General features: G+C 63.5%; 22 protein-coding genes and 2 tRNA genes. 7 read left to right on the top strand and 17 right to left on the bottom strand.

The annotated features are described in order from the left end of the window. Window positions 1–73 precede the first annotated feature (73 nt). Window positions 74–604 (top strand): inorganic diphosphatase, encoded by a 531-nt coding sequence (gene ppa / locus VFB05_RS18185; RefSeq protein WP_325014549.1) that lies wholly within the window; start codon window positions 74–76, stop codon window positions 602–604. 94 nt (window positions 605–698) lie between these two features. On the opposite strand, the gene folD is transcribed toward ppa, so the two are convergent. The 3 genes from folD to VFB05_RS18200 are packed head-to-tail and all read right to left on the bottom strand — an operon-like array spanning window position 699 to window position 2,213. Further along, entirely contained in the window at window positions 699–1,583 is an 885-nt protein-coding gene (gene folD / locus VFB05_RS18190) for a bifunctional methylenetetrahydrofolate dehydrogenase/methenyltetrahydrofolate cyclohydrolase FolD (protein WP_325014551.1), read from the bottom strand. After that, window positions 1,580–1,912 carry a DUF167 domain-containing protein gene (locus tag VFB05_RS18195; RefSeq protein ID WP_325014553.1) on the bottom strand — a complete coding sequence of 111 codons (333 nt, stop codon included), beginning with the start codon at window positions 1,910–1,912 and terminating at the stop codon, window positions 1,580–1,582. Before VFB05_RS18195 ends, folD begins: the two co-directional genes overlap by 4 nt. A gap of 10 nt (window positions 1,913–1,922) precedes the next feature. After that, the gene (locus tag VFB05_RS18200) at window positions 1,923–2,213 is read right to left on the bottom strand and encodes a YggT family protein (RefSeq protein ID WP_325014555.1); all 291 of its coding nucleotides are present in this window, start codon (window positions 2,211–2,213) and stop codon (window positions 1,923–1,925) included. A gap of 369 nt (window positions 2,214–2,582) precedes the next feature. On the opposite strand from VFB05_RS18200, the gene VFB05_RS18205 reads away from it, so the two are divergent. Next, window positions 2,583–2,658: transfer RNA gene (locus VFB05_RS18205), tRNA-Ala, on the top strand. 176 nt (window positions 2,659–2,834) lie between these two features. Here the strand turns inward: VFB05_RS18205 and VFB05_RS18210 are convergent. The 5 genes from VFB05_RS18210 to VFB05_RS18230 form a co-directional block, all read right to left on the bottom strand. Further along, a complete protein-coding gene (locus tag VFB05_RS18210; protein WP_325014557.1) occupies window positions 2,835–3,623 on the bottom strand; it encodes a glutamine amidotransferase in 789 nt (262 codons plus the stop codon). A gap of 333 nt (window positions 3,624–3,956) precedes the next feature. Then, the gene (locus VFB05_RS18215) at window positions 3,957–4,736 is read right to left on the bottom strand and encodes an SDR family oxidoreductase (protein ID WP_325014560.1); all 780 of its coding nucleotides are present in this window, start codon (window positions 4,734–4,736) and stop codon (window positions 3,957–3,959) included. Between the two features lie 220 nt (window positions 4,737–4,956). Then, on the bottom strand, window positions 4,957–5,433 hold the full coding sequence (locus VFB05_RS18220) for a TerB family tellurite resistance protein (protein ID WP_325014562.1): 477 nt from the start codon (window positions 5,431–5,433) through the stop codon (window positions 4,957–4,959). Window positions 5,434–5,554: 121 nt separating this feature from the next. Then, window positions 5,555–6,964 carry an adenylate/guanylate cyclase domain-containing protein gene (locus VFB05_RS18225; RefSeq protein WP_325014564.1) on the bottom strand — a complete coding sequence of 470 codons (1,410 nt, stop codon included), beginning with the start codon at window positions 6,962–6,964 and terminating at the stop codon, window positions 5,555–5,557. A gap of 27 nt (window positions 6,965–6,991) precedes the next feature. Continuing rightward, window positions 6,992–8,380 carry a cytochrome P450 gene (locus tag VFB05_RS18230; RefSeq protein WP_325014566.1) on the bottom strand — a complete coding sequence of 463 codons (1,389 nt, stop codon included), beginning with the start codon at window positions 8,378–8,380 and terminating at the stop codon, window positions 6,992–6,994. A 237-nt stretch (window positions 8,381–8,617) separates the two neighbouring features. On the opposite strand from VFB05_RS18230, the gene VFB05_RS18235 reads away from it, so the two are divergent. Then, window positions 8,618–10,318, top strand: a complete 1,701-nt coding sequence (locus VFB05_RS18235) for an MFS transporter (protein WP_325014568.1) — start codon at window positions 8,618–8,620, stop codon at window positions 10,316–10,318. A gap of 3 nt (window positions 10,319–10,321) precedes the next feature. Here the strand turns inward: VFB05_RS18235 and VFB05_RS18240 are convergent, their stop codons facing one another. Together VFB05_RS18240 and VFB05_RS18245 are read right to left on the bottom strand one after the other, a co-directional pair. After that, window positions 10,322–10,546, bottom strand: a complete 225-nt coding sequence (locus VFB05_RS18240; RefSeq protein WP_325014570.1) for a hypothetical protein — start codon at window positions 10,544–10,546, stop codon at window positions 10,322–10,324. 107 nt (window positions 10,547–10,653) lie between these two features. Continuing rightward, a complete protein-coding gene (locus VFB05_RS18245; protein ID WP_414643215.1) occupies window positions 10,654–10,932 on the bottom strand; it encodes a hypothetical protein in 279 nt (92 codons plus the stop codon). A gap of 338 nt (window positions 10,933–11,270) precedes the next feature. Between VFB05_RS18245 and VFB05_RS18250 the strand changes: the two genes are divergently transcribed. Further along, window positions 11,271–12,302, top strand: coding sequence for a polysaccharide deacetylase family protein (locus VFB05_RS18250; protein ID WP_325014572.1), 1,032 nt, complete (start codon window positions 11,271–11,273; stop codon window positions 12,300–12,302). Window positions 12,303–12,419: 117 nt separating this feature from the next. On the opposite strand, the gene VFB05_RS18255 is transcribed toward VFB05_RS18250, so the two are convergent. After that, window positions 12,420–12,650, bottom strand: coding sequence for a hypothetical protein (locus VFB05_RS18255; RefSeq protein ID WP_325014574.1), 231 nt, complete (start codon window positions 12,648–12,650; stop codon window positions 12,420–12,422). Window positions 12,651–12,957: 307 nt separating this feature from the next. Further along, window positions 12,958–13,308, bottom strand: a complete 351-nt coding sequence (locus VFB05_RS18260; protein ID WP_325014576.1) for a hypothetical protein — start codon at window positions 13,306–13,308, stop codon at window positions 12,958–12,960. Window positions 13,309–13,708: 400 nt separating this feature from the next. Here VFB05_RS18260 and VFB05_RS18265 point away from each other — a divergent pair, with 400 nt between their 5' ends. Next, window positions 13,709–14,098: a hypothetical protein gene (locus VFB05_RS18265; protein ID WP_325014578.1), complete on the top strand. Its 390-nt coding sequence runs from the start codon at window positions 13,709–13,711 to the stop codon at window positions 14,096–14,098. A gap of 369 nt (window positions 14,099–14,467) precedes the next feature. On the opposite strand, the gene VFB05_RS18270 is transcribed toward VFB05_RS18265, so the two are convergent. The 5 genes from VFB05_RS18270 to VFB05_RS18290 form a co-directional block, all read right to left on the bottom strand. Continuing rightward, on the bottom strand, window positions 14,468–15,460 hold the full coding sequence (locus tag VFB05_RS18270) for a hypothetical protein (RefSeq protein ID WP_325014580.1): 993 nt from the start codon (window positions 15,458–15,460) through the stop codon (window positions 14,468–14,470). A gap of 216 nt (window positions 15,461–15,676) precedes the next feature. Continuing rightward, window positions 15,677–15,752: transfer RNA gene (locus VFB05_RS18275), tRNA-Thr, on the bottom strand. A 321-nt stretch (window positions 15,753–16,073) separates the two neighbouring features. Continuing rightward, window positions 16,074–17,822: a heme biosynthesis protein HemY gene (locus tag VFB05_RS18280; protein WP_325014582.1), complete on the bottom strand. Its 1,749-nt coding sequence runs from the start codon at window positions 17,820–17,822 to the stop codon at window positions 16,074–16,076. 172 nt (window positions 17,823–17,994) lie between these two features. Continuing rightward, window positions 17,995–19,125, bottom strand: coding sequence for a hypothetical protein (locus VFB05_RS18285; RefSeq protein WP_325014584.1), 1,131 nt, complete (start codon window positions 19,123–19,125; stop codon window positions 17,995–17,997). Window positions 19,126–19,178: 53 nt separating this feature from the next. After that, window positions 19,179–19,907, bottom strand: a complete 729-nt coding sequence (locus tag VFB05_RS18290; RefSeq protein ID WP_325014586.1) for a uroporphyrinogen-III synthase — start codon at window positions 19,905–19,907, stop codon at window positions 19,179–19,181. A 264-nt stretch (window positions 19,908–20,171) separates the two neighbouring features. Here VFB05_RS18290 and tsaD point away from each other — a divergent pair, with 264 nt between their 5' ends. After that, on the top strand, window positions 20,172–21,263 hold the full coding sequence (gene tsaD, locus VFB05_RS18295; protein WP_325014589.1) for a tRNA (adenosine(37)-N6)-threonylcarbamoyltransferase complex transferase subunit TsaD: 1,092 nt from the start codon (window positions 20,172–20,174) through the stop codon (window positions 21,261–21,263). Window positions 21,264–21,273: 10 nt separating this feature from the next. Then, window positions 21,274–22,254, top strand: coding sequence for an NAD(P)H-dependent glycerol-3-phosphate dehydrogenase (locus VFB05_RS18300; protein WP_325014591.1), 981 nt, complete (start codon window positions 21,274–21,276; stop codon window positions 22,252–22,254). Window position 22,255 lies beyond the last annotated feature (1 nt).

Genomic DNA, 22,255 nt, shown 5'->3' on the forward strand with positions numbered 1-22,255 from the left:
TTGCTCAAACAAATAGCTAAGCGCGGGACGCCGTCCGGCTTATATTAGCGTCGTCAAAGTCACGGAGCCGTCCATGCGCGTTGAAGCAATTTCGATCGGTGTTGATCCGCCGCGCGAGGTCAATGTCATCATTGAAGTGCCGGTCGGCGGCGAGCCGATCAAATACGAGATGGACAAGGAGGCCGGCACGCTGGTGGTCGACCGCTTCCTGTATACGGCGATGCGCTATCCCGGCAATTACGGCTTCATTCCGCATACGCTGTCGAACGACGGCGATCCTTGCGACGTGCTGATCGCCAGCACCCGCGCCATCGTGCCGGGCGCTGTCATGAGCGTGCGGCCGGTCGGCGTGCTCTTGATGGAGGACGAAGCCGGCGGCGACGAGAAGATCATCGCGGTGCCGTCGTCGAAGCTGACACTGCGCTACGACAAGATCAGGACCTACAGCGATCTGCCCGATATCACCTTGCAGCAGATCCAGCACTTCTTCGAGCACTACAAGGATCTCGAGCCCGGCAAGTGGGTGAAGGTCTTGCGCTGGGGCGGCGCCGAGGAAGCTCACCAATTGATCGGGGACGGCATCGCGCGAGCGAAGAAAAAATAAGACCGTCATTGCGAGCGCCGGCGAAGCAATCCAGTTCTTTGAATGAAAACGCTGGATTGCTTTGTCGCTTACGCTCCTCGCAATGACGACATCTTTACACCGCCGGCTTCGGCAGCCCCGCAATCGCGCAGGCCGCGCGCAAGGTGTTGACCAGCAGACACGCCACCGTCATCTGGCCGACGCCGCCCGGCACCGGCGTGATAGCGCCCGCAACCCCTGAGACTTCTGCAAAAGCAACGTCGCCGACAAGGCGCGTCTTGCCGCCGGCATCCGACAGGCGGTTGATGCCGACGTCGATCACGGTCGCGCCCGGCTTGATCCAGTCGGCGCGCACCATCTCGGGGCGGCCGACCGCGGCGTAAACCAGATCGGCGCGGGCGCATAGGTGTTTAAGGTCGCGCGAGCGCGAATGCGCGATCGTCACCGTGGCGTTCTCGTTGAGCAGGAGCTGCACCAGCGGCCGGCCGACCAGGTTGGAGCGGCCGATCACGATTGCATTCATGCCCTCGAGCGAGGCATGCACGCTCTTGCTCAAGATGATGCAGCCGAGCGGCGTGCAAGGCGACAGCGCGGAGAATCCTCCGGCAAGCCGTCCGGCATTGTTCGGATGCAGGCCGTCGACGTCCTTGGCCGGATCGATCGCTTTGATGACGGCCTCGGTGTTGATCGTCTTCGGCAGCGGCAATTGCACGAGGATGCCGTGCACCAGCGGATCGCGGTTGAGCCGCGCGATCAGCGCCAGCAGATCGGCCTCGGCGACGTCTTCCCCCAGCACGTGTTCGAAGGACGCCATGCCGGCCTCCTGTGTCTGCTTGTGCTTGGAGCGGACATAGACCTGGCTCGCCGGATCGTTGCCGACCAGGACAACCGCAAGCCCCGGCGTCAATCCGTGATCGCGCTTCACCCGGGCGACCTCGCTCGCCACCTGCGCGCGGAGTTCCGAGGCGATACGTTTTCCATCGATGATCTGCGCCGTCATTGCTTCGTTCCCTGCTTCGCCGCGATCAACTTGCGCAACGCTTCGCCTAGCTGTTCCGGATCGCCATCGACGGCAACCTGCTTGAGACGCGATGTCGCCCCGGACAGAATTTTCAACCTGGCTTTTGGCACGCGGAGCGCCTTCGCCAGAAGCTCCAATACCGCGCGGTTGGCCTCGCCGCCGTCGGCTATGGCGCGAACGCGCACCTTGAGCACATCGCGGCCGTCAGCCAGCGTCTCGATGCCATCGATATCGTCGCGCCCGCCGCGCGGCGTCACGCGCAACGCGATGCTGATCCCTTGGGCGGAATAGCGCCAGGGGTCAGCCATTGAGGCTTGATCAGAAGACGTTTGGATAGATGTAATACTGAATGACGCGCTCGATGAAGTAGATGATCAGGATCAGGATGATCGGTGAAATATCGAGCCCGCCGAGATTGGGCATGACGGAGCGGATCGGCGCCAGCAGCGGCTCGGTAATCCGATAGAGGAACTCTGCCACCATCGAGACGAACTGGTTGCGCGTATTCACGACGTTGAAGGCGATCAGCCAGGAGAGAATGGCTGCCGCAATCAGGAGCCAGACATAGAGCTCCAGAACGATGAGGACGATGTCGAGAATGGCACGCATGGCGGGAATTACTCGCGAAGTGATCGTGAAGTACTGCTAGATATCGGTTCCCCCCCGGTCAAACAAGGGAACTTCCCGGCAAGTGGCCACTTTCCGAAGTTCGTGCACCGCCTCTGCACCCACCTTTCACGAGCTTCGGACAGTTAAGGGCACTAGCAAACTTATTGATTCTAGTGCCGCTTTACCGATCTGAAGTCCCTGATCGAACTCGCCACTGGTGGCGCAGGGACTTCAGGTCGACGGCACCCAGCGGCTGGAAAAAACAGCGATTTCGCCGTTCTTGACTTGCCCTTGGCGTGGATTGTAAATGACGGCGATTGCTGGCGGTTTCCCATCTCTTGCCGCGGCGAGATTTCCACCAGGCGATCTGGGGCCATAGCTCAGCTGGGAGAGCGCGTCGTTCGCAATGACGAGGTCGGCGGTTCGATCCCGCCTGGCTCCACCAGCCTTCGCTCGCTTCGCGAGCTACGGCTGGGCAAGCCCGGAAAGTCTCTGATAGCGAAGTGAGCGAAGGCTGCCACGCCGAAGCCCTCGGGCGTAGGCCGGCCAGGCAAGCCACTTTCGTAGCGAAGGCTGTCACGCCGAAGCTCAAAGAGCGAAGGCGGACCTTAAATTCCTGCCTTACTCCGCCGCTTCCGCCATCGCGACGTCAGGCGCGCGGGCGAGCCAGCCATCGAGGAAGTGCTTGAGCCAGGCGCGCTCGGCGACGTCGTAGCGGGCGCGGCCGGCGAAATGCTGCTCGCGCGGATAGGCCCCCGGCATGCCCAGACGATCGCCGCCGCAGGTGGTCCAGCGGTGCATCATCGCGGTGGTCACGTCGGGATGAAATTGCAAGCCGAAAGCGTTGCCGAAACGAATCGCCTGGTTGGGGAAGTCACCCCCTTCCGCCAGCAACTCGCAAGCGGCGGGACGTTGAAATCCCTCCCGGTGCCAGTGATAGACCTCGCTGGGCCAGTGCGTGCACAGCTTCAGCCCGGCCGGAGTGGGACGGATCGGATAATAGCCCATCTCGACCCGGCCCGCGGCATGCGGCGCCACCCGCGCGCCGAGGTGCATCGCCAGCATTTGCGCGCCGAGGCAAATTCCGAGTAACGGCCGCTGCTCAATCAGTGGCACCGCGATCCAGTCGATCTCGCGGCGAACATAGTCGTCGGGATCATTGGCGCTCATCGGACCGCCGAAGATGACGGCGCCGGCATGCGCTGACAGTGTTTTCGGCAAGGAATCGCCAAATCGCGGGCGACGGATGTCGAGCCGGTATCCAAGCGACCGCAGCGCGTTGCCGATGCGGCCCGGCGTCGAGTTTTCCTGGTGCAGGACGATCAGAACCGGAAGAAGCGCCGCCGGCCAGTCCTGCGCCGCAATTGACGGCGCGTCATGCACAACAGGCAGTTTGGCGGAAGGTGACATCGACCTTTCTCGCAAGCTTCCAAGCCTGCGATCGTAGCCAACAGACCGTTAATTTCTGATGAGTCCGTGTAGCGCTAAAGCGCGATGAGATTTGACTGAATCGATGGAGTCCAGGTAGCCCACCTCTCCATAGGGAGAGGCGTAGGCCGCCTTTGGCGGCCGTTCTTAAACAAGGACGCCGAAGTCACGGCTTCGGCTATGTCGCGACAGCGATCCGGGTGAGGGGGTCGTTTTTCATCAAAGACCGTATGCCCTCACCCCAACCCTCTCCCCACGGGAGAAGGAGCACAGCACCGTCATCACCGTATTACTCGAAACTAATCTCATCACGCTTCAGCGCTGGCGCGTCTGAAAGCGGGCGACCGCGGCCAGGATGAATCCGCGCGGGAACAGCCGCAGCATGAGCGGCACGATCTTGATGCCGAGCCCCGGCAACACCGCGCGCTTGTTGGCCATCAAGCCTTGATAGGCCTGCGCGGCGACCTCGGCGGAAGAGACGTTGAGCACGGCAGAATCCAGTCCAGGCTCGAAACCTGCGCGGGTCTGAAATTCCGACGGCACCGGACCCGGGCACAGCGCGGTGACCCGGACACCCTTGCCATTGAGCTCCCCGCGCAAAGCCTCGGTGAACGACAACACATAGGCCTTCGAGGCGTAGTAGACCGCCATGCCGGGCCCGGGCAGAAAGCCGGCGATGGAAGCAACGTTGAGAATTCCACCGCGGTTTCGGATCACGGAATCGGCAAAGCGCAGCGACAGATCGGTGAGCGCGCGGATATTCACCGCGATCATCGCAAGCTGCTCCTTGCGGTCGAGCTCGGCGGCGCGACCGAACAGACCGAAGCCCGCATTGTTGACGACGAATTCGCACTCAACGCCGGCATTGGTCAACGCCGCCGCGACCTTGTCGCCAGCATCCGCCTGTTCGAGATCGCACGGAATGGCGATCGGGGCGGGCAAGCCCTTGGCGACGATCTCGGCGGCCAGAGCCTGCAGCCGATCCGCCCGGCGCGCCACCATCGCCACGCGATGACCGTTGGAAGCAAAAACGCGCACCAGGTCGGTGCCGATTCCCGCGGAGGCACCCGTAATCAGCGTCACTCGCTCAGTCACGATTGTTCTTGCCTGAAAGATTGAAACCCAGCCGTCTCGAATAGGGCTTAGGCGGGTTACGGGCTACCTGCAAGCATTTCGAACCTTCCGCAGGCATCAATCCAGCGAGAAATCAGCCTGGCGCAGAAACATGCAGCAATGCGGCAGGCTCCATTAAAGATTTTTTTATGAGCCGGCGGGCAACAGGCCCGGGATGATGGCGACATACCAAGCGGCTCTTCTAGCTGCCTGACACGGCCGAGGGTTGTTTGGCAGCGACGCGGTGCTTGAGATCGATCCGGTCACGCGAGGACACGGCCAGCAAATCGGCCGCACGCCACACCACGTTGTCCTCGAACTCGCTGACCTGACCGTCGGCGTACACGAGCTCCCACATCATCTCGACGATGCGCAGCCGTCCGGCATCGTCGACCGAACGCATGATGACGCTGGTGAAATGATAGAGGTCGACGGCCTCGCCCTCGACCAGGGTCGCAGAGGCGATCAGTTTATCCGCGGCGCCCCGATCGAGCCCGAAGCTGCTCTCGATCAGGCTGTGGAGCTTGCGCTTCTCGGTCTCGGATGGTTCGCCGTCGAGCGAGATGACGTGAATGAGCAGCGCGGTCGCAGCCAGACGATAACCGGTATCGTCGAGATCGCGGGGCTCATGTGCGGGAGACATCACATCGGCGATGAAGTTGCGCAGTCCGTCGAGCATCAATCGTCCCTGGAGTTTCGATAGCTTGGCTTGAGGACTATATGGCGTGGAACACGAACGCGTGCAATCGGCGCGCGTTCCCCGCGCCGATTACCTTTCGGCAATGTTGCCGCTATTTTCCTTAAGGTATTTCGTAGACCAGAACCTTGTCGGCGATGCCGCGCAGCGCCGCCTCCTTCTGGATCGGCTTGATCGCCTGCTCCGCCAGGATCGCGGTGACGGCGGGCACCTCGACCACGCCGCCGGTCGCGTGGATCGACTTTGACGTTGCAAGCCCCTGAACCCTTGCTGCGATATTCACGGTCTGGCCGAAATAGTCCTGTCGCTCGTTGAGCATCACCGCAAGGCACGGGCCTTCATGAATGCCGATCTTGACCACGAGATCGTCGGTGCCGCGCTCTGCGTTCAGCGAATCCATGGCCGCGCGCATCTTGAGCCCAGCGGCAATCGCATGCTCCGGCTTGACGAAGGTGGCCATGACGGCGTCACCAATCGTTTTCACTACCGCGCCCTTCTCCGACGCAATGATGCCGAGCAGTGCGCGGAAATGCGCGCGCACGAGGTCGAAGGCCGCGAGATCGCCGACGCGTTCGTAAAGCGCGGTCGAACCCTTGAGGTCGGTGAACAGGAACGTGAGCGAGGTGATCTTCAGCCGCTGGTCGATGTCGAGATGGTCGGCCTTGAACACGTCGCGGAAGGTCTGGTTGGACAGCATGCGCTTGGCGGTGAGGAACGGCCGGCGCTTGCCGAGCATGGCATGCAGCCCGTCACCCGCAATGAACACGGTCGGCAACGTCCGCACGCCAGCCTGATTGTCGAGCGAAAGCCGCAGGGGACCGGGACGGAGCGTGATCGAGCCGGTCGGCGGATGCGATTTGTTGAAGACCAGCGACAGCTGCTGGCGTTCCTTGGTGGGCTCGCCCTGTACGTCGATGAAATGCGCCGAATGCGTCACCGGCTCGAAAATGATGACGAATTGCGCCGGCAGTTGCAGCGACAGCACGGCGCGCTCGCTCGCCGGCAATTCCAGCGCATCCAGCGCCACTTCTTCGGTCAGCGCGCCGAAGGTCGACCTGTCGAGATCGATCCCTGAGCTCCAGAACACCTGCTGGTAGTATTCCCACAGCGGCAGGCTATTCGGATCGTGGGCGGCGATGCGCCTGGTCTTGGGGCTGACGGTGAAGGCGACCTCCACCTGCTCGTCGACGGAAGGCTCGTAGCCGCAAGCGCACAGCCCGCAATGGTAGTCTTCGCTGCGCAGCGATTTGAGCGTGTCATGGGCGTCGAGCACGCCGCTGCATCCGGGACAAAGCACGTTCCAGGTCAGGTCGAACAGGCCGAGCCGCGAGGCGTGCAAGAATCCCGAGATCGCCTTCTCCTCGTCGAGGCCGTTGATCTTGGAGAACTCCAGCGCGTTGACGCGGTTGAGCTCGTGATCCCGACCGTTCTCGACCAGACGCGCGATCGCGTCCGCTACAGCCGGATCGGCGATGGTCTTCAAGGTTGCAAACTGGGCCTTCAGGTCGCTCATGATAATGGCCCTACTCCGGGAGCTGATTCAGCGCGGCGAGATCTGGAACATCGGCGAACGGTCCGGCTGTGTCGTCACCACGCCCATCGGCATGATCGGCATCTTGTCCACAAGCGTGACGCGGAACGCCGCAATGATCTTCGCCAACGCCAATGTCGCCTCGACCAGCGCGAAATGCGCGCCGATGCAAATCCGTGGACCGGCGCCGAACGGCAAGTATGCAAAACGGTCAGGCGGCGGCGCCGGCGCCATGAAGCGCTCGGGCACGAAGGCGTTCGGATCGCGCCAGAGTTTTTCATGACGATGCAACAACCAGGGCGCAATCAGGATGACGTCGCCCTTGCCGATCGACAGGCCCGCGAACTCATCCGGGCCCAGCGCGGAGCGCGCGATCAGGAACGCCGGTGGATAGAGCCGCATGGTTTCGTCGACCACGGCGCGGGTGAACTTCAACCGATCGAGGTCAGCCTCGCCATTTCCCGAGACCTGCAGCGCCTCGTTCGCCAACTGCTCTTGCGCGACCGGATCGAGCGCCAGCAGATACAGCGACCAGAACAGCGCCGTGGCCGTGGTCTCGTGACCGGCGAGAATCATGGTCGCGACCTCGTCGCCGAGCTGCGCGTCGCTGAAGGCCTCTCCGGTCTCGGGGTCGCGCGCCGCATCCATCAGGTCGAACAGATCGCGCGCCGGCGCGCCCGCAGCTTTTCCGGCGGCGCGGCGTTCCGCGATCAGCATGGCGACGAATTGCGTCCACCGCTTGCGGAAGCGCGCCCGCGCGAAATCCCGCGGCGCCGGCCAATCCCGCGGCAGCACCAGGTCGAGAAAATGCGGCCGCGCCAGCCGGTCGCCATAGTCCATCACGAAATCGCGCAAGGTCGCGCCATGGCGTTCCATGCCGAACGAGAACATGGTGCGGCCGGCGATCTCGAGCGTCATGCGCTGCATCTTCTCGCGCAGGTCGACCGGGCCGTTGCTGAGGCGCTTGAGGTCCTCGACCGTCTCGTCGGTTGCCGCCACCATGTGAGGAATGAGGGTCGAGACCGCGCGCGGCGTGAAGGCCGGCGACAGCGTGCGCCGCTGATGCTTCCAGGCCTTCCCTTCGGCGATCAGGAGGCCTTCGCCCAGCATCGGGCGCAGCACGCGGAAACCGGCCGGCGTGCGCGAATAATTCTCATAATTGTCGACCAGCACGTGGCGGATCGCGTCGGGCGTATTGAGGATGAAGCTCGAATTGAACAGGAAGCGGCCGCGAACGACGTCTTCCTCGTAGGCGCGCTGACCCCAGGTTCCGATCGCGCTTTCGCGCATCTTCGCCATCCGCTGCAACGCCGTCATGCTCTCCGGCGCCCGTGGCGGACTTGGAGGAACCAGCCGCTGGCGCGTGGCCGGCGTATCCCAGGTTTCGGCGATGCTCACGGATGCCGTCCTTGCAAAATAGCCACTGAAGGGTGCTTCAGCAGATAAGCATACCAGCTTCAAAATCCAGACGCCACGAAGGCGCGCCGACCGGCTAGCCGGGCCGTCAGCAGATTGTGACCGCGGCATGATCTTGGGTATTTCTTGGCCGCAAACCGGGCGCTTTTCGTTGTCTACTAGACAGGCACGGAGCCAAGCAGGCATCACTGGGTATTCTGGAGAATCGAGCCACCCGCGATGGAAGAGACCGCGACCGAACAGTCCAAGCGCCCGGTATTTGCCACTGACGGTATTGCAGCGCCGCTGCGCCATATCGCGTTCCGGCGGATCTGGTCGGCCAGCCTGTTGTCCAACCTCGGCCTGCTGATTCAGGCGGTCGGCGCGGCCTGGGCGATGACCCAGATGACCTCGTCCGCCGACAAGGTCGCGCTGGTGCAGACCGCGCTGATGCTGCCGGTGATGCTGATCGCGATGCCGGCCGGCGCCATCGCCGACATGTATGACCGCCGCATCGTCTCGCTGGTCGCACTGGTGATTGCGCTGTCGGGGGCGTCCGCGCTGACGGTGCTGTCGTGGATGGGCCTCGTCACGCCCAACAGCCTCCTGGCGCTGTGCTTCGTCGTCGGCAGCGGCATGGCGCTGCTCGGTCCCGCCTGGCAATCCTCCGTCACCGAACAGGTGCCGGCCGACATGCTGCCGGCCGCGGTGGCGCTCAACGGCATCAGCTACAACATCGCGCGAAGTTTCGGACCCGCGATCGGCGGCATCGTCGTTGCGACCGCGGGCGCCATGGCGGCGTTTGCCGCCAACGCCATCCTTTACCTGCCGCTGATGGCGGCCTTGTTTCTCTGGCGCCGCGAGAGCGCGCCGTCGCGGCTGCCGCGCGAGCGCCTCAACCGCGCCATCGTCTCTGGCGTGCGCTACATCGCCAATTCGCCGTCGATCAAGATCGTGCTGATCCGCACACTGGTCACCGGCCTGATCGGCGGCTCGATCTCGGCGCTGATGCCGCTGGTGGCGCGCGATCTCCTGCATGGCGGCGCGCAGACCTACGGCATCATGCTGGGTGCGTTCGGCATGGGCGCGGTGATCGGCGCGCTCAATATCAGCGAGGTGCGCAAGCGCATGAGCGGCGAGGCTGCGGTGCGCGCCTGCGCCATCTCCATGGGCGGCGCCATCGCAGCCGTCGCGCTGAGCCACGGAAAAGTCCTCACCGCGGCCGCGCTGGTCGTGGCCGGCGCAGCCTGGATGCTGGCGGTCGCCCTGTTCAATATCGGCGTGCAGTTGTCGGCGCCGCGCTGGGTGGCAGGACGATCGCTCGCGATCTTCCAGGCCGCGATCTCCGGCGGCATAGCGATCGGAAGTTGGGGCTGGGGGCGGCTGACCGACGCTGCCGGCGTCGAGGTCGCGCTCTTGGCATCCGCCGGCCTGATGCTGCTCTCGCCGCTGCTCGGCTTCTGGCTGAAAATGCCGCGGGTCGGCGCGCGCAACGAGGACGCCGAAGTGCTTGCCGATCCGGAGGTGCAGTTGTCGCTGACCGCGCGCAGCGGGCCGCTCGTGGTCGAGATCGAATACCGCGTGGCGCAGGACAATGCGCGCGCCTTCCACAATGTCATGCAGGACGTCCAGCTCTCGCGGCAGCGCAACGGCGCCTATGGCTGGTCGATCGCGCGCGACATCGCCGATCCCGAGCTATGGACCGAACGTTATCATTGTCCGACCTGGCACGATTACCTGCGCCAGCGTAGTCGCTCGACGCAATCCGAACGCGAACTGCACCAGCGCGCGATGGATTTCCATCTCGGCCCCGATCCAGTTCGCATCCGCCGCATGCTGGAGCGGCCGTTCGGTTCGGTGCGCTGGAAGGAAGAAACGCCCGATCGCACGGCCCACGAGGTGCTGCCGGTCGCTTCCGCGGCCGCAGGCAGCAGCACTTGAAACTTACTGCCCGTTCTCGGTCAGGACCTTGTCGCAGGCCCGGCTGAGCCGGGCGCGATGCTGCTTCAGGCACGCGAGCACGACCGAATCGCCAGCGTCCATGTGGGCACGGCAGAAGCGCGTCACGTCACGCGCGCAGGCATCGTGGCCTTGCTGCGCCGAAGCGGATGACAGAGCGAAAGCTTGCGCCGCGGCAAGCCCCAACAGGACAAACAAAGTTCTCGACATCGATCCAGGCCTTCATCGCTGAAATATCCGGCATGTAAAGTGCGCCCCGGCAGCGATGTCAATGCGCTGGATCAATGCGTCCATTGCTGCACAGGTTGCGGTCGCACTTACTTTTCGGCAACCGTATGTGACTTCCGGGCGGCGAAGTCGCGGTCCATCACCGCGCGGCAGCCGGGGCTGAGGTCGGCGCGATGCCTGACCATGCAGGCGGTAATTTTCGGAATATTGGGAATGTCGGCGGAGCAGAGACGGAAGGCATCGCTGGTGCACATCTGCTGCGCCTCGAGCGTGTAGGCGAAGCCTGTGCTTGCGACCAACGAGACCGGCGCGGCAACCATCAGCATCAATGCGGTCCGGCGAAACGCGTTTGCAAAAGACATGATCATTTGAGGCTCCCACTCGCCCGCCAATGATTGGCGCGCGCTCATGAATTCGAGGATGCCCCGCTTTCGCCGCCAGCTCTGTGATGTCGGTCACTCATAGCGTTTTCGAGCGAAACCGCCTTCGCTTTAGCTTCGGCGGCCGAGTGAGTTAGTGGCCCGGCGAAGCCCCGGCGGAGACGGGTGGGTACCGGTTCGCGTGAAGAAAACGCGTCAAGACTTGGAGCCTGCGACATCAGGAAGCCGTTTGAAGGTTGCGGAAACGGCCCGGCGTTTGGGGAGCGTTAACAACTCTTACTCATAAAGGGGAAACTAAGCGTTTTTGTATTTACGAAAGAGTAACCATGCGTAACGCGTTGGGCCTGATGCTGATGAGTGTGGTGGCGGCTGCGTTGATCGCCACCGGTGGCTGGTTCTGGACCTCATCGGCAAGGAGTTCGGCGAAAACGCAAGCTGTCGCTGCCGCCCAGGCAGCGCCCGCACTGCTTCCCGCTCCGGCCAAGCCCGCAGCCAGCCGCGACCCGATCGAAGTGACCGGCAGCCTTTCGAGCAAAGCGCCACCGGCGCCCGCGCCGATGCCGAAGCAGGCGGCTTGCGCCAATCCCGATGCGCTTGGTGTATCCCGCGTGGTCGAAATCGATACGTCGGGCGGACCGGGCTTCGGCTTCGAGCACTTCAAGCAGATCGATTTTCTTGCCGACAAGGAAGTCGTGCTGACCTTCGACGACGGTCCGTGGCCGGGCAACACTCCGGCCGTGCTGAAGGCGCTTGCCGACGAATGCACCAAGGCGGTGTTCTTCTCGATCGGCAAGCACGCGACCTATCATCCCGAAATTCTCAAGCAGGTTGCTGCTGCCGGACACACCGTCGGCACCCACACCTGGTCGCACGCCAATCTGAACTCGAAGAAGCTGACCGAGCAGACCGTCAAGGACGAGATCGAAAAGGGCAACAGCGCAGTCAAGTTCGCGCTTGGCACCGCGCCCGCGCCGTTCTTCCGCTTCCCGGAATTGCAGCATAACCCGGCGGCGATGGCCTATCTCGGCACGCGCAACATCGCGATGTTCTCTTGCGACCTCGACTCCTTCGACTTCAGGGCCAAGAACGCCGAGCAGATCGTCAACACCGTGATGACCAAACTGGAGAAGCAGGGCAAGGGCATCATCCTGATGCACGACTTCCAGAAGCATACGGCGGAAGCAATGCCCGAACTGCTGCGACGGCTGAAGGCCGGCGGCTACAAGGTCGTGCTGATGCGGCCGAGGGCGCCGATGCAGACGCTCGCGGAATATGACGAAGCGTTGATCAAGGATCTCAAGCTGCCGGTGGCAGGCGCCCGCCCGGTGAACACCATCGTGCAGACGGTGTCGCAGTAAGTAACGCCAGCCGACCATGAAGGCACGGAAGTAACCCGAGCGGAAGTTTGCTCCCTCTCCCATAGGGAGAGGTGAAGACGCTGCGTCGGCCGCGAACGGTGCGAAATGGAGAACGCGTCAGGCGCTATCGCCGCAGGACGGATGGACCCTGACCGCATGAATCTGCGCTTTGCTCGCCGCCATGAATTCGGACATGGCGACCTCTGACGACCAGTTCAGGTAATAGACAAAGGCGCCCGCCAGCGCGAGCAGCACCAGAATTTCCAGGATGATGAGCCGGACGATGGCCGGCCAGGACCCGAAATCCGATCGGGAATTCCGATTTGCGTCATTGACTGATGGGAACACAGACGCCTCCCGCAAAAATACTCGAGCTCTGATTCCGAAGTTCGCAAGATATCGCGGCACCTCTGATGCGAACTTCGGAATCAAAGGAGCTCGAGCAACTTATCGATTCCAGGGCGGCCTTGAATTTGAAGTTCCTATACGAACTTGCCGCAACGCCGATAGGAACTTTAAATTCGCCGCACTGGTGTCGTTCTAGAATTCATTGCGAAATCCGGGTGTGAACGGCTTCACAGATCCAGCCGGATTTTGAGGTGCGGACCGAGTGCAATTGTCGCACCCGATCCGGCCGATCGTCATGCCGTGGCTTCTACCAATAGATGCCGTGACGGTGCAGTTCGTTGATCACGCGAGCCTCGGTCGTGTCCCGCCGAGCCTTTGGCCTTTCGGTCTTGGCGGCGGCAGGCCTGGCGTGATCGGGCGTCACCTGATCGGCTTTCGACGGCTGGGGCGCGGCGTCGTTGCCGGCGGGGTCCGCCTTGGATGCTTCATCCTTTGGCGTTTCGACCTTGGCGGTTTCGGCTTGGGGCGCCTCAGTCGCACTCCCTTGCGCGGCCGCGGGCGTCTCGTTGTTGGAGGCCAATGACAGACCCCGGGGTTGGTCCGCCCACGCGGACGCGGATGTCAAAACGATCGCTGCAATCAGAACAAAACGGCGCATGGCTTTCTCCCCTGGCTGCTGGTGCGGGAGAAACTATGAGAGCGCCTGGAATAGTTATGTGATCCAGATCACGCGAGGCGCGTCTGAGCGAAATGAAGCGCTCGGGTTGGCCGCCACCAGGCACTCCGCCACGACCAGTTCGTGCGCCGCGCTGGATGATATCTCCCTGCGCGAGTCGACCGCGCACAACATCAGGAATGACTTGCTCGGACACATTCGGCCTCATCCGGCTTGAGGCGGCAGCATCCTAGAGCCGAGAACGAGCGCAGCTTGCCCACAATCGAAATCAACCTGGGCGCGAGTCCGGCGCAAACATGCGATAAGCACGTATGGTCCCGATCGAACGGATGTGACAAGGTAAGGATAGTTTGAGCGTTCATTCCATTTTGTGGAGATTTCCATGTCCGTTTTCAAACTCCCCCTCTCCGGCGACGTCAGTCAGTGGATCAACCCGATCACCGCTTGGTGGAGCGGAAACCAGATCTCCATCAACCTTGGCGAATCCGGCTCACCGGACACAGAAGCCGAGATACTCCGCCGGGTCGGCACCTACGGCCGACAGCTCGGGCGGATCAGCGATGCGATGGTCGTTCTGCTCAAGCACCTGCCAGACCGCGCGAGTCTTCCTGCCGACGAGCGCAAGGCGCTAGATGCGTTTGAAAAAATGGCGGACGATATCGCCGATATCAAGGAAAGCCATCAACTCAAGGTGTTGAGGCCCAAGTCTGCTGCCGAAAGAAAATTTGGCGGAGCACGCAATGATCGACTCTCGACTGAAACGCGGGCTTGAACAATGCATCAGCGGCGGCCGATGCAGGTTCGTGAGCTATGGCAAATTTGGGCGTGAATTCGAGCTCGGCGATCATGCGCGCGTTTGGGCAAACAAAAAACTCTTGGATGAAGTCGCGACTGCTTGCAAAGAAGACCCAGAAATACAATTGGACCTGACCGGGTGCTCTTGCCGCGCCTGCCGGACCGGCGCTGGATGCTCGATCGCAATGACAGCCCGCGGTATCCGAGCCTGCGCATGTTTCGGCAAGACGAATCAGCAACGTGGGCACCGGTGGCGCGAAGGGTACCGCAGGCGTTATATAAATTGACTTCAGGCTGAAGGCCAATCTCGCACGGAGACTCAAGCCCGTCGGCTGGTAACGAAATGTCAGATCTTTTTTGTTGCCTTCTGCGCGGACACGTCAATCGTAGCCGAGGGAGCTGGGTCATGCGTCGTTTCATCCCACTCTTCCATCCAGACATCCCGTGCCGCCAAATACCATCCGTTTAGAAGCACGCTTGTATCCAGCTCAGAGCGCGCGATCCTGACGGTCGTCAGCAGTACGCAAATGAAGAGCAACGCCTCGAAAACAGTTCGGAGCAAGATGGACGTATTCACGGGTTGGAGGAAACGCGCGACCAAGTCCCGAATATCAGTACCCAGATTCCAGAACGCAACTATCGCAGGAATAAAGAGAAGAAGTAGCGTGAGCAGCAGCAACGGTCGTGTATGGTGAGAAAATATAAAGACGAACCGTTGAGCGACCGAATGGTACGCGTAGGCCACGTGTTCTGCGGATAGATATCTGTCCTGACTGGAGAGCACATAGGTTTTCGGGAACCACCTGTCTTGTTTCCTCGCGTCGGGATCCATGTCGACAATGGCTCTTATTGCGTGATTTTCCCGGCGCGCCGCGAAATAAAGCCAAAGCAGAATGATCAGCATGCCGATCTGGCCGATGATCCCCAAGTCAGACACGGACAGTTTGCCGAAGCCGCCGGGGAACGAAAGAAGGGTAGATTCGCGATAGGCCTTATCGACCCATTCGAATGCATTCTTTGCCAGCTGTTGGCAGAACTGCCCTCTTTCGGTGTCCGAGAAATTTCCATCATTGGCGACGCCTGGAGAATTCTGGGCGCACCAAGTCTTCAATTCGCTACTCGGATGTTGCGTCAGCGAGCTAGCGAAATAATGCTCGTAGCGGTCTCGAAGACCAACCAGATATCCTAAGTCCACGCTGTAGAGCGACCAAGCCCAGATGAAGGACCAACTCAAGGCAACCAGAAACGCGATTCTGGCGCCGGATACAGAGTCGGCCAACTGAATGCACCGGGCCTCGACCAGCTTCCAGAGCGTCTCTGGCTTCCGCTTAACCGCCATCGAAACCACCTTGAGCAACAATTTATGAAATCAGGGTAATGAACCACCAGTTGATTTCATCCGCAAGGAAGCCGAAGAGTTGTACGTTGAAATTTGAGAACCTAGGATGACGGTGTCTCGCCCTCGCGCGGGCTGATCCGTTTTGCCTGTCTCGTATGAAGTCCTGAGGACGGCCACTAAAGGCCCAACAAAGATCCGTTCGCGTCTGCTAAGCAGTGGTGCCGCAAGAGGGACTCGAACCCCCGACCCCGTCATTACGAATGACGTGCTCTACCAACTGAGCTATTGCGGCGGACCATCAGCTCCCGCGATTCAAGACGTCTTCCGGCATAGCGACATTTTGTTGCCGGCGGGTGAAGACGCCCGCACCTGATATCGGGCAGCGCTCCGCTTGGCAAGGAAAAGGGCGGGCCGCGCGGCGACGGGCGAGCCGCCTCCCCCTGGAAGGGGGAGGGTTGGGGTCATCTCAATAGCCAGATTTGGCCAGAAATCGCTACGAACAGAAAACGTGACCCCCTCCCGGCTCGCCGCGAAACGCAAGAGCGCTTCTGAGCGCGCCGACCTCCCCCTTGCAGGGGAGGTGAAGAAGAATGAGGGGGAGGGGTCAATCGAATCAGCCGCGCATGCGGGAAATGAAGCCGCGCCAGCCGCCCTCCTGGTCGCCGCGCACGGGCGCCTCCGCGAATTCGTCCACCTCGGTTCCATCGTCGACGCCGGGATCGTCGGGCGGGCGGACGATCGGAATGATGGCGGGGATCGAGCTAGCGGGTTTCCCGCCGGGAGCAGGAATATCGGCGCGCGTGCGGAACATCGGCGCGGGAGCGGCCACCTGCCCGGCCGGCGCGGGCGGCGAAGGCGGCGGCGAGGGAACCACATCGACAGGCGCGGGCGCATTGTCCTGTGCGACACTGTCTTGCGAGGGTTGGTCATGCGAGACTTGGTTATGTGAAGCCTGATCGTGCGCGACTTGCGGCGCGGGCTTGGGCTCGGACTCGGGCTCGCCTGCCGGCTCCATTTTCGGGCTTGCCGCCAGCATCGCCTGCTCGAACGGCGACGGCTCGACCGCGCCGCCCGTCGGCGGCAGTGCTGCCACCGGCGTCTGCCACTGAAACGCATCGAGCCGGCCCGATACCGGCGACACCGGCCGCCATTTGTCGGAGACGTAACCGTCCGCGGTCCAGACCGGATCGTGCAGCGCGCGCACCGCCCGCAGCGTCCAGGCTCGCGCCTTGCCGCTGTCGCCATGTTCGGTGCGCTCGATCTCCGCCATCAGCATCGCCACGCGCTGCGTCGGCGCGTCGATGAACGGCTCGAGCGCCGCGCGCGCTCGCGCAAACTCGGATGCGTCGATCGCGGCGCGCGCAACCGCCAGCGCGCCTTCGAGATGACCGGGCGCTTTCGCCGCCAGCGTCTCGACCCGCACCAGACGCGCCCGCGCGGAATCGCCGAGTTTCACATGGGCGTAGGCGTCGGCAAGATCAGGATGCGGCTGCGCCAGCCAGGCCGCTTCGACGATCCGCATGGCGCGGCGAATCTGATGCGCCTCGCTCTGGAATTTGGCGGCGAGCACAGCAGCAGGCACCAGCGTCGGCGCAAGTTTGACCGCCTCCGCCACGACATCGCGCGACTGATCGCGGTCGATCGTCTCGAGTTCCAGCGCACGCGCGGTGAGCAGCACGCCGCGTTGACGGCGATACGTGTCCTTGTCGATCAGGCCGGAGGCGTGATTGGTCTCGAGGATCGCGAGCGCGCCCACCCAGTCGCCGCGCGCGCAGCGGAAGCCGAGCACCGCCTGCGAAGCCCAGGTCGAGGATGGCGCCGTCGTCAGCGCTTCCTCGGCGATTGCGACGGCCGCAACCACATCGTCGGCGCGCTGCGCTTCGATGAACAAGCCGCGCAGGCCGAGCAGCCGCGTGTCCTGGCGCGCTGCCATCGCCTGGAACGCTTCGCGCGCGGCGGCGCGGTTGCCGTCGAGCTGGGCCGATTGCGCATGCAACAACAGCGTCAGCGGATCGCTAGAGGCGTGGCGGCGCGCGACGTCGGCATGTAGCCGCGCACCTAAGGAATCGCCGTGGCCGATCGCGAGCAGCCCTTGCGTGATCGCGTGCCGGCCGCGCGCATGACGCCGTTCGCGATTTGACTTGCGGATTCGTTCCGGCAGCCGCCACAGCCCGCGCAGGATCGTCCAGGCAATCATGGCCGCGACGACGGCAATCAGAAATCCAACCGCGAATGCCAGCGGCGTGACATGCGCCCGCCCGCCGTCCCATTGAAATGCGACGTCGCCCGGCTGATCGGCGATCCACGCCGCACCCCAGGCCGCGAGCGCGACCAAGAACAGGAAGAGGATGATCCGGTACATCTAGTGGCCCGATTCTAACATTCGCATCCCTTCTCAGCCGCCACTCTTGCGAATGTTAGAATCAAAAGGGCCACTAGCAAATATAGGATTCTAGTGGAGTTTAGGATTTGACATTCGCTTTGCGAGTGCGCGGTTGGCGGGGTAGCGAATATCAAATCCACTCCACTCGTATTTATTGCGCGGGCTTGGCGAGTGCCGCCATCGCCTCGGTGGCGAAGTGGCGGGAGGCGGCGAGCGCGGCATCCCGCTCGCCGGCCTTGTCGAGCCAACCTTGCGCAGGCGCGCGATCGGTGGGATCGAGCGAATTCAGTTCGCGCCGCGTCTCGGGCAGGTCGTTGCGCAAGGCGGCTGCCGTGACGCGCGCGACGATGGCGCCGCGCTCGTTGCCGACGGCATCGGTCCGCTCGATGCGGACAAGCTTTGCCGCACCCGCCTTGAGGTGCTCGACAATGCCGGTGCCGGTCGTGGCGCTTTGCGGCGGTGGCGGCTCCAGCTTCGGCACCAGCGTCAACAGCTCACGGCAAAGACTGGCCGGATTCGGCACGCCTGAGGAGGCAAAATTCTCCAGCGGCTTGAGCATTTGCGGGTCCGGCGCCAGCGCCTTCGCCGCTTTCAAGGCCTGGGTGAACGGTTCACCCTGCCGCACCGAAATCTCCAGCATCGACGCCACCACCAGCCGCCGCAGCGCCGTGTCGTCGACAGGTTTGCTCGTGGCCTGGGCGAGATTGTCGCTCTCGGCACGCACGGCGCGCTCGATTTCGGACAGCCGTCCTTCGATCGCCGAAAGATCAGGCGCAGGCGCGGCGGCCGACTCGGGGCTTGCCGATTTCACCGCATCGAGCTCGGCGGCGAGCTTTTGCGATTGGGCGCGGGCGCTGCTCACATCGTTGCGCAGCGATGCGATCATCTTGTCCTGCGCGTCCAGTCGCGACACGAGCGCGGGATCTGCACCTGCCGGCTTCGAGGTACGCGCGTCGAGATCGGCGACCCGCGAGGCGAGCGCCTCGATATTGCTGACGTTGTTCTCGATCGGCCGCGACGGTTCACCCGGCCAACCCAGGGTCCAGGCGACGGCGATCACAAGCGCTGCGGTGACCGCGCCGGTGGCGCCCGCAACCCAGAACGGGCGAAACGCCGCGGAGGAGAGGAAAGCCGACCGGGGCGCATCGCTGCTGTGGCTTGCGTCGTCTTCAGCGGGTTTCGTCGTTACCTCCGACGCCTCGAGATCGATGGTCGGCGGCGCGCGCCTGGGCCGGCCCGAATCCGGCGACGGCGTGGGGTCATCGGGCCTGTTGTCGTCCATGCGGGTTCCCTGGTCGATTCCGTGCGATGGTTAGCAAGTTGCCGATTCCAACGCTACTGCGATTCCAGCGCTCCAAATAAGGCGCTCTCGTCCGGAGATGACGCCACGATGACCTGGGCGGCCCCGGCGTCGCGCAGAACGGTCGCAATACCCGGCGAAAGACAATATTGCGGCAACGAAAGCGCCGATATTTCGACCCCGGCGGCGCGAGCTGCCTCGATGAAGGCCCGCGCGCTGCGCCTCGAATAATGCAACACGGCTTCGAGCTTGTCGGCGGCAAAGGCGTTCCGGGTTTCCTCGGGCAGGTGGGCGACCGGCACCATGCGATAGGTGGTTTGCGTCACGACGGTAAAGCCGCGCTCGCCGAGTTCACCCGGCAGGTCGCGGGCGAGGTCGGCGCCGGCAAGATAAAGCAGCGGATTTGTCTTCTTCAGCGCCTTGGCCTTGACGCTTGCGAGAATGCGATCGCGCAGGCCCGAAGCATCGCTGTCGGCCGAGATGACGTTGGCAAATCCGGCGGCGCGGGCGGCCTGCGCGGTGCGCTCGCCGACCGCAAACAGCGGCAGCTTGAGCAAGGGGCTGTCCTGCAGGCTCGTTTCGATGGCGCGCAGCGCATTGGCGCTGGTGACGATCACGGCACCATACTTCACATCGCGATCGTCGTGGAAGGCGATCGGCTCGAACCGCAGCATCGGCGCCAGCAAGGCGTCAAAGCCCTTCGCGCGCAAGGCGCCGACAGTGGTCTCGCCGTCCGGGAGCGGTCGCGTGACGAGGATGGCCATTGAATCGAACTTCCCTTGTGCCCGAGCAGGCCGAGTGTAAGCGAGGCCGTTAGCGAACGGCACGAAAAAGATAGGCGCGTCGCTGGACGATGCTTCCGCATCGCCAGGAGAACCCTTGAGGCCTCGATGTGGCCCATCCTTCGAGACGCCGCGCAAAGGGCGCGGCTCCTCAGGATGAGGGGGACACCTGGCCTACAGGATTGCACCGTACAAGTCGGCAATGCTACCGAATAGGCGGATTGGCAGAAAGCACAAGAGATCATATTGGCCGAGACGCTAAGAACATTGGTGCTGGGGATCGAGACCACCTGCGACGAAACCGCCGCCGCCGTGGTCGAGCGCGCAAGCGATGGCACGGCCAAGATCCTGTCGAACATCGTGCGGTCGCAGACCGAGGAGCACGCGATCTATGGCGGCGTGGTGCCGGAAATCGCCGCGCGCGCCCATGTCGATCTGCTCGACGGCATCGTCGACACCGCGATGAAGGAGGCCGGCGTGAATTTCGCACAGTTGTCGGCGGTCGCGGCTGCCGCCGGCCCCGGCCTGATCGGCGGAGTGATCGTGGGCCTGACCACGGCGAAGGCGATCGCGATGGTGCACAATACGCCGCTGATCGCGGTCAACCATCTCGAGGCGCATGCGCTGACGCCGCGGCTCACCTGCGCGCTGGCGTTTCCCTATTGTCTCTTCCTCGCCTCCGGCGGTCATACCCAGATCGTCGCGGTGACCGGCGTCGGCCAATATGTGCGGCTTGGCACCACGGTCGATGACGCCATCGGGGAAGCTTTCGACAAGGTCGCGAAGATGCTCGGCCTGCCCTATCCCGGCGGGCCTGAAGTCGAACGCGCCGCGCGCGGTGGCGATCCGGCGCGCTTCGCCTTGCCGCGGCCGATGCTCGGACGCGACGACGCCAATTTCTCCTTGTCCGGATTGAAGACGGCTGTGCGCAACGAGGCCGCGCGGCGGACGCCGCTTGACGAACAGGACGTCCGCGATCTCTGCGCGAGTTTTCAGGCGGCGGTGCTGGAATCGACCGCCGACCGGTTGAGCGTCGGCTTAAAACTGTTCGAGGAAAAATTCGGTCCGCCGCGCGCGCTGGTCGCGGCCGGCGGGGTCGCCGCCAATCAGGCGATCCGTGGCGCGCTGCAGCAAGTCGCCGCCAAAGCCGAGACCACGCTCATCATTCCGCCGCCTGCGCTCTGTACAGACAATGGCGCGATGATCGCCTGGGCCGGCGCCGAGCGGCTGGCGCTTGGCCTGACCGACACGATGGACACAGCGCCGCGGGCGCGCTGGCTGCTCGACGCCGGCGCGACGGCGCCTTCCGGTTACGCCAACACGCGGGCGGGATTTTGAGAGGCCATCCATGACCGCCTTCAACTCCATTGCGGTGATCGGCGCGGGTGCATGGGGAACGGCACTCGCCGGCGTCGCCGCGCGCGCCGGCCGCGACGTGATCCTCTGCGCGCGGAGCGCCGAGACGGCCAAGGCCATCGCATCCGCGCGTGAAAATCCGAAACTGCCCGGCGTCACCCTGCACGCGAACATTCAGGTGACGGGCGACCTCGCGCACGCCGCAGCGGCGGACGTCATTCTGATCGCGACGCCCGCGCAAAACCTGCGCCAGGCTGTGGCAGCGCTGGCGCCGCATTTGAAAGACGGCACGCCGCTCATCGCCTGCGCCAAGGGCATCGAGCGCGGCACCCACAAGTTCATGACCGAGGTGATCGCGGAAGTGGCGCCGAAGTCGCGGGCGGCGATCCTGTCGGGACCAGGGTTTGCCAGCGACGTGGCGCGCGGACTTCCGACCGCCGTGACGCTCGCGGCCGAGAACGAAAAGCTCGCGAGCGATCTGGTGCAGGCGCTGGGCTCGGCGACGTTCCGGCCCTATCACACGAGCGACGTTCGCGGCGTCGAGATCGGCGGCGCGGCCAAGAACGTGCTGGCGATCGCGGCCGGCATTTCGGTCGGCAAAAATCTCGGCGCTTCGGCGCAGGCCGCGCTGACCACACGCGGCTTTTCCGAACTCGCCCGCCTCGGCCGCGCGCTCGGCGCACGAAGCGAGACGCTGGTCGGCCTCTCCGGCCTCGGCGACCTGATCCTGACCTGTGCGAGCCCGCAATCGCGCAACTTCGCACTGGGACAGGCGCTCGGCCGCGGCGAGCCGCCGCCGGCCGGCAAGCTCGCCGAAGGCGCCTTCACCGCGCCGGTGCTGGTGGAGCTCGCGGCGGCCGAAAACGTCGACATGCCGGTCTCGAATGCGGTCGCAGATATCCTGCGCGGCGCGGTCACGATCGACGATGCCGTGCAGAGCCTCTTGACCCGCCCGTTCAAGGCGGAGGGGTGAG

It is taken from the genome of Bradyrhizobium sp., assembly GCF_035652035.1.
Taxonomy (GTDB): domain Bacteria; phylum Pseudomonadota; class Alphaproteobacteria; order Rhizobiales; family Xanthobacteraceae; genus Bradyrhizobium.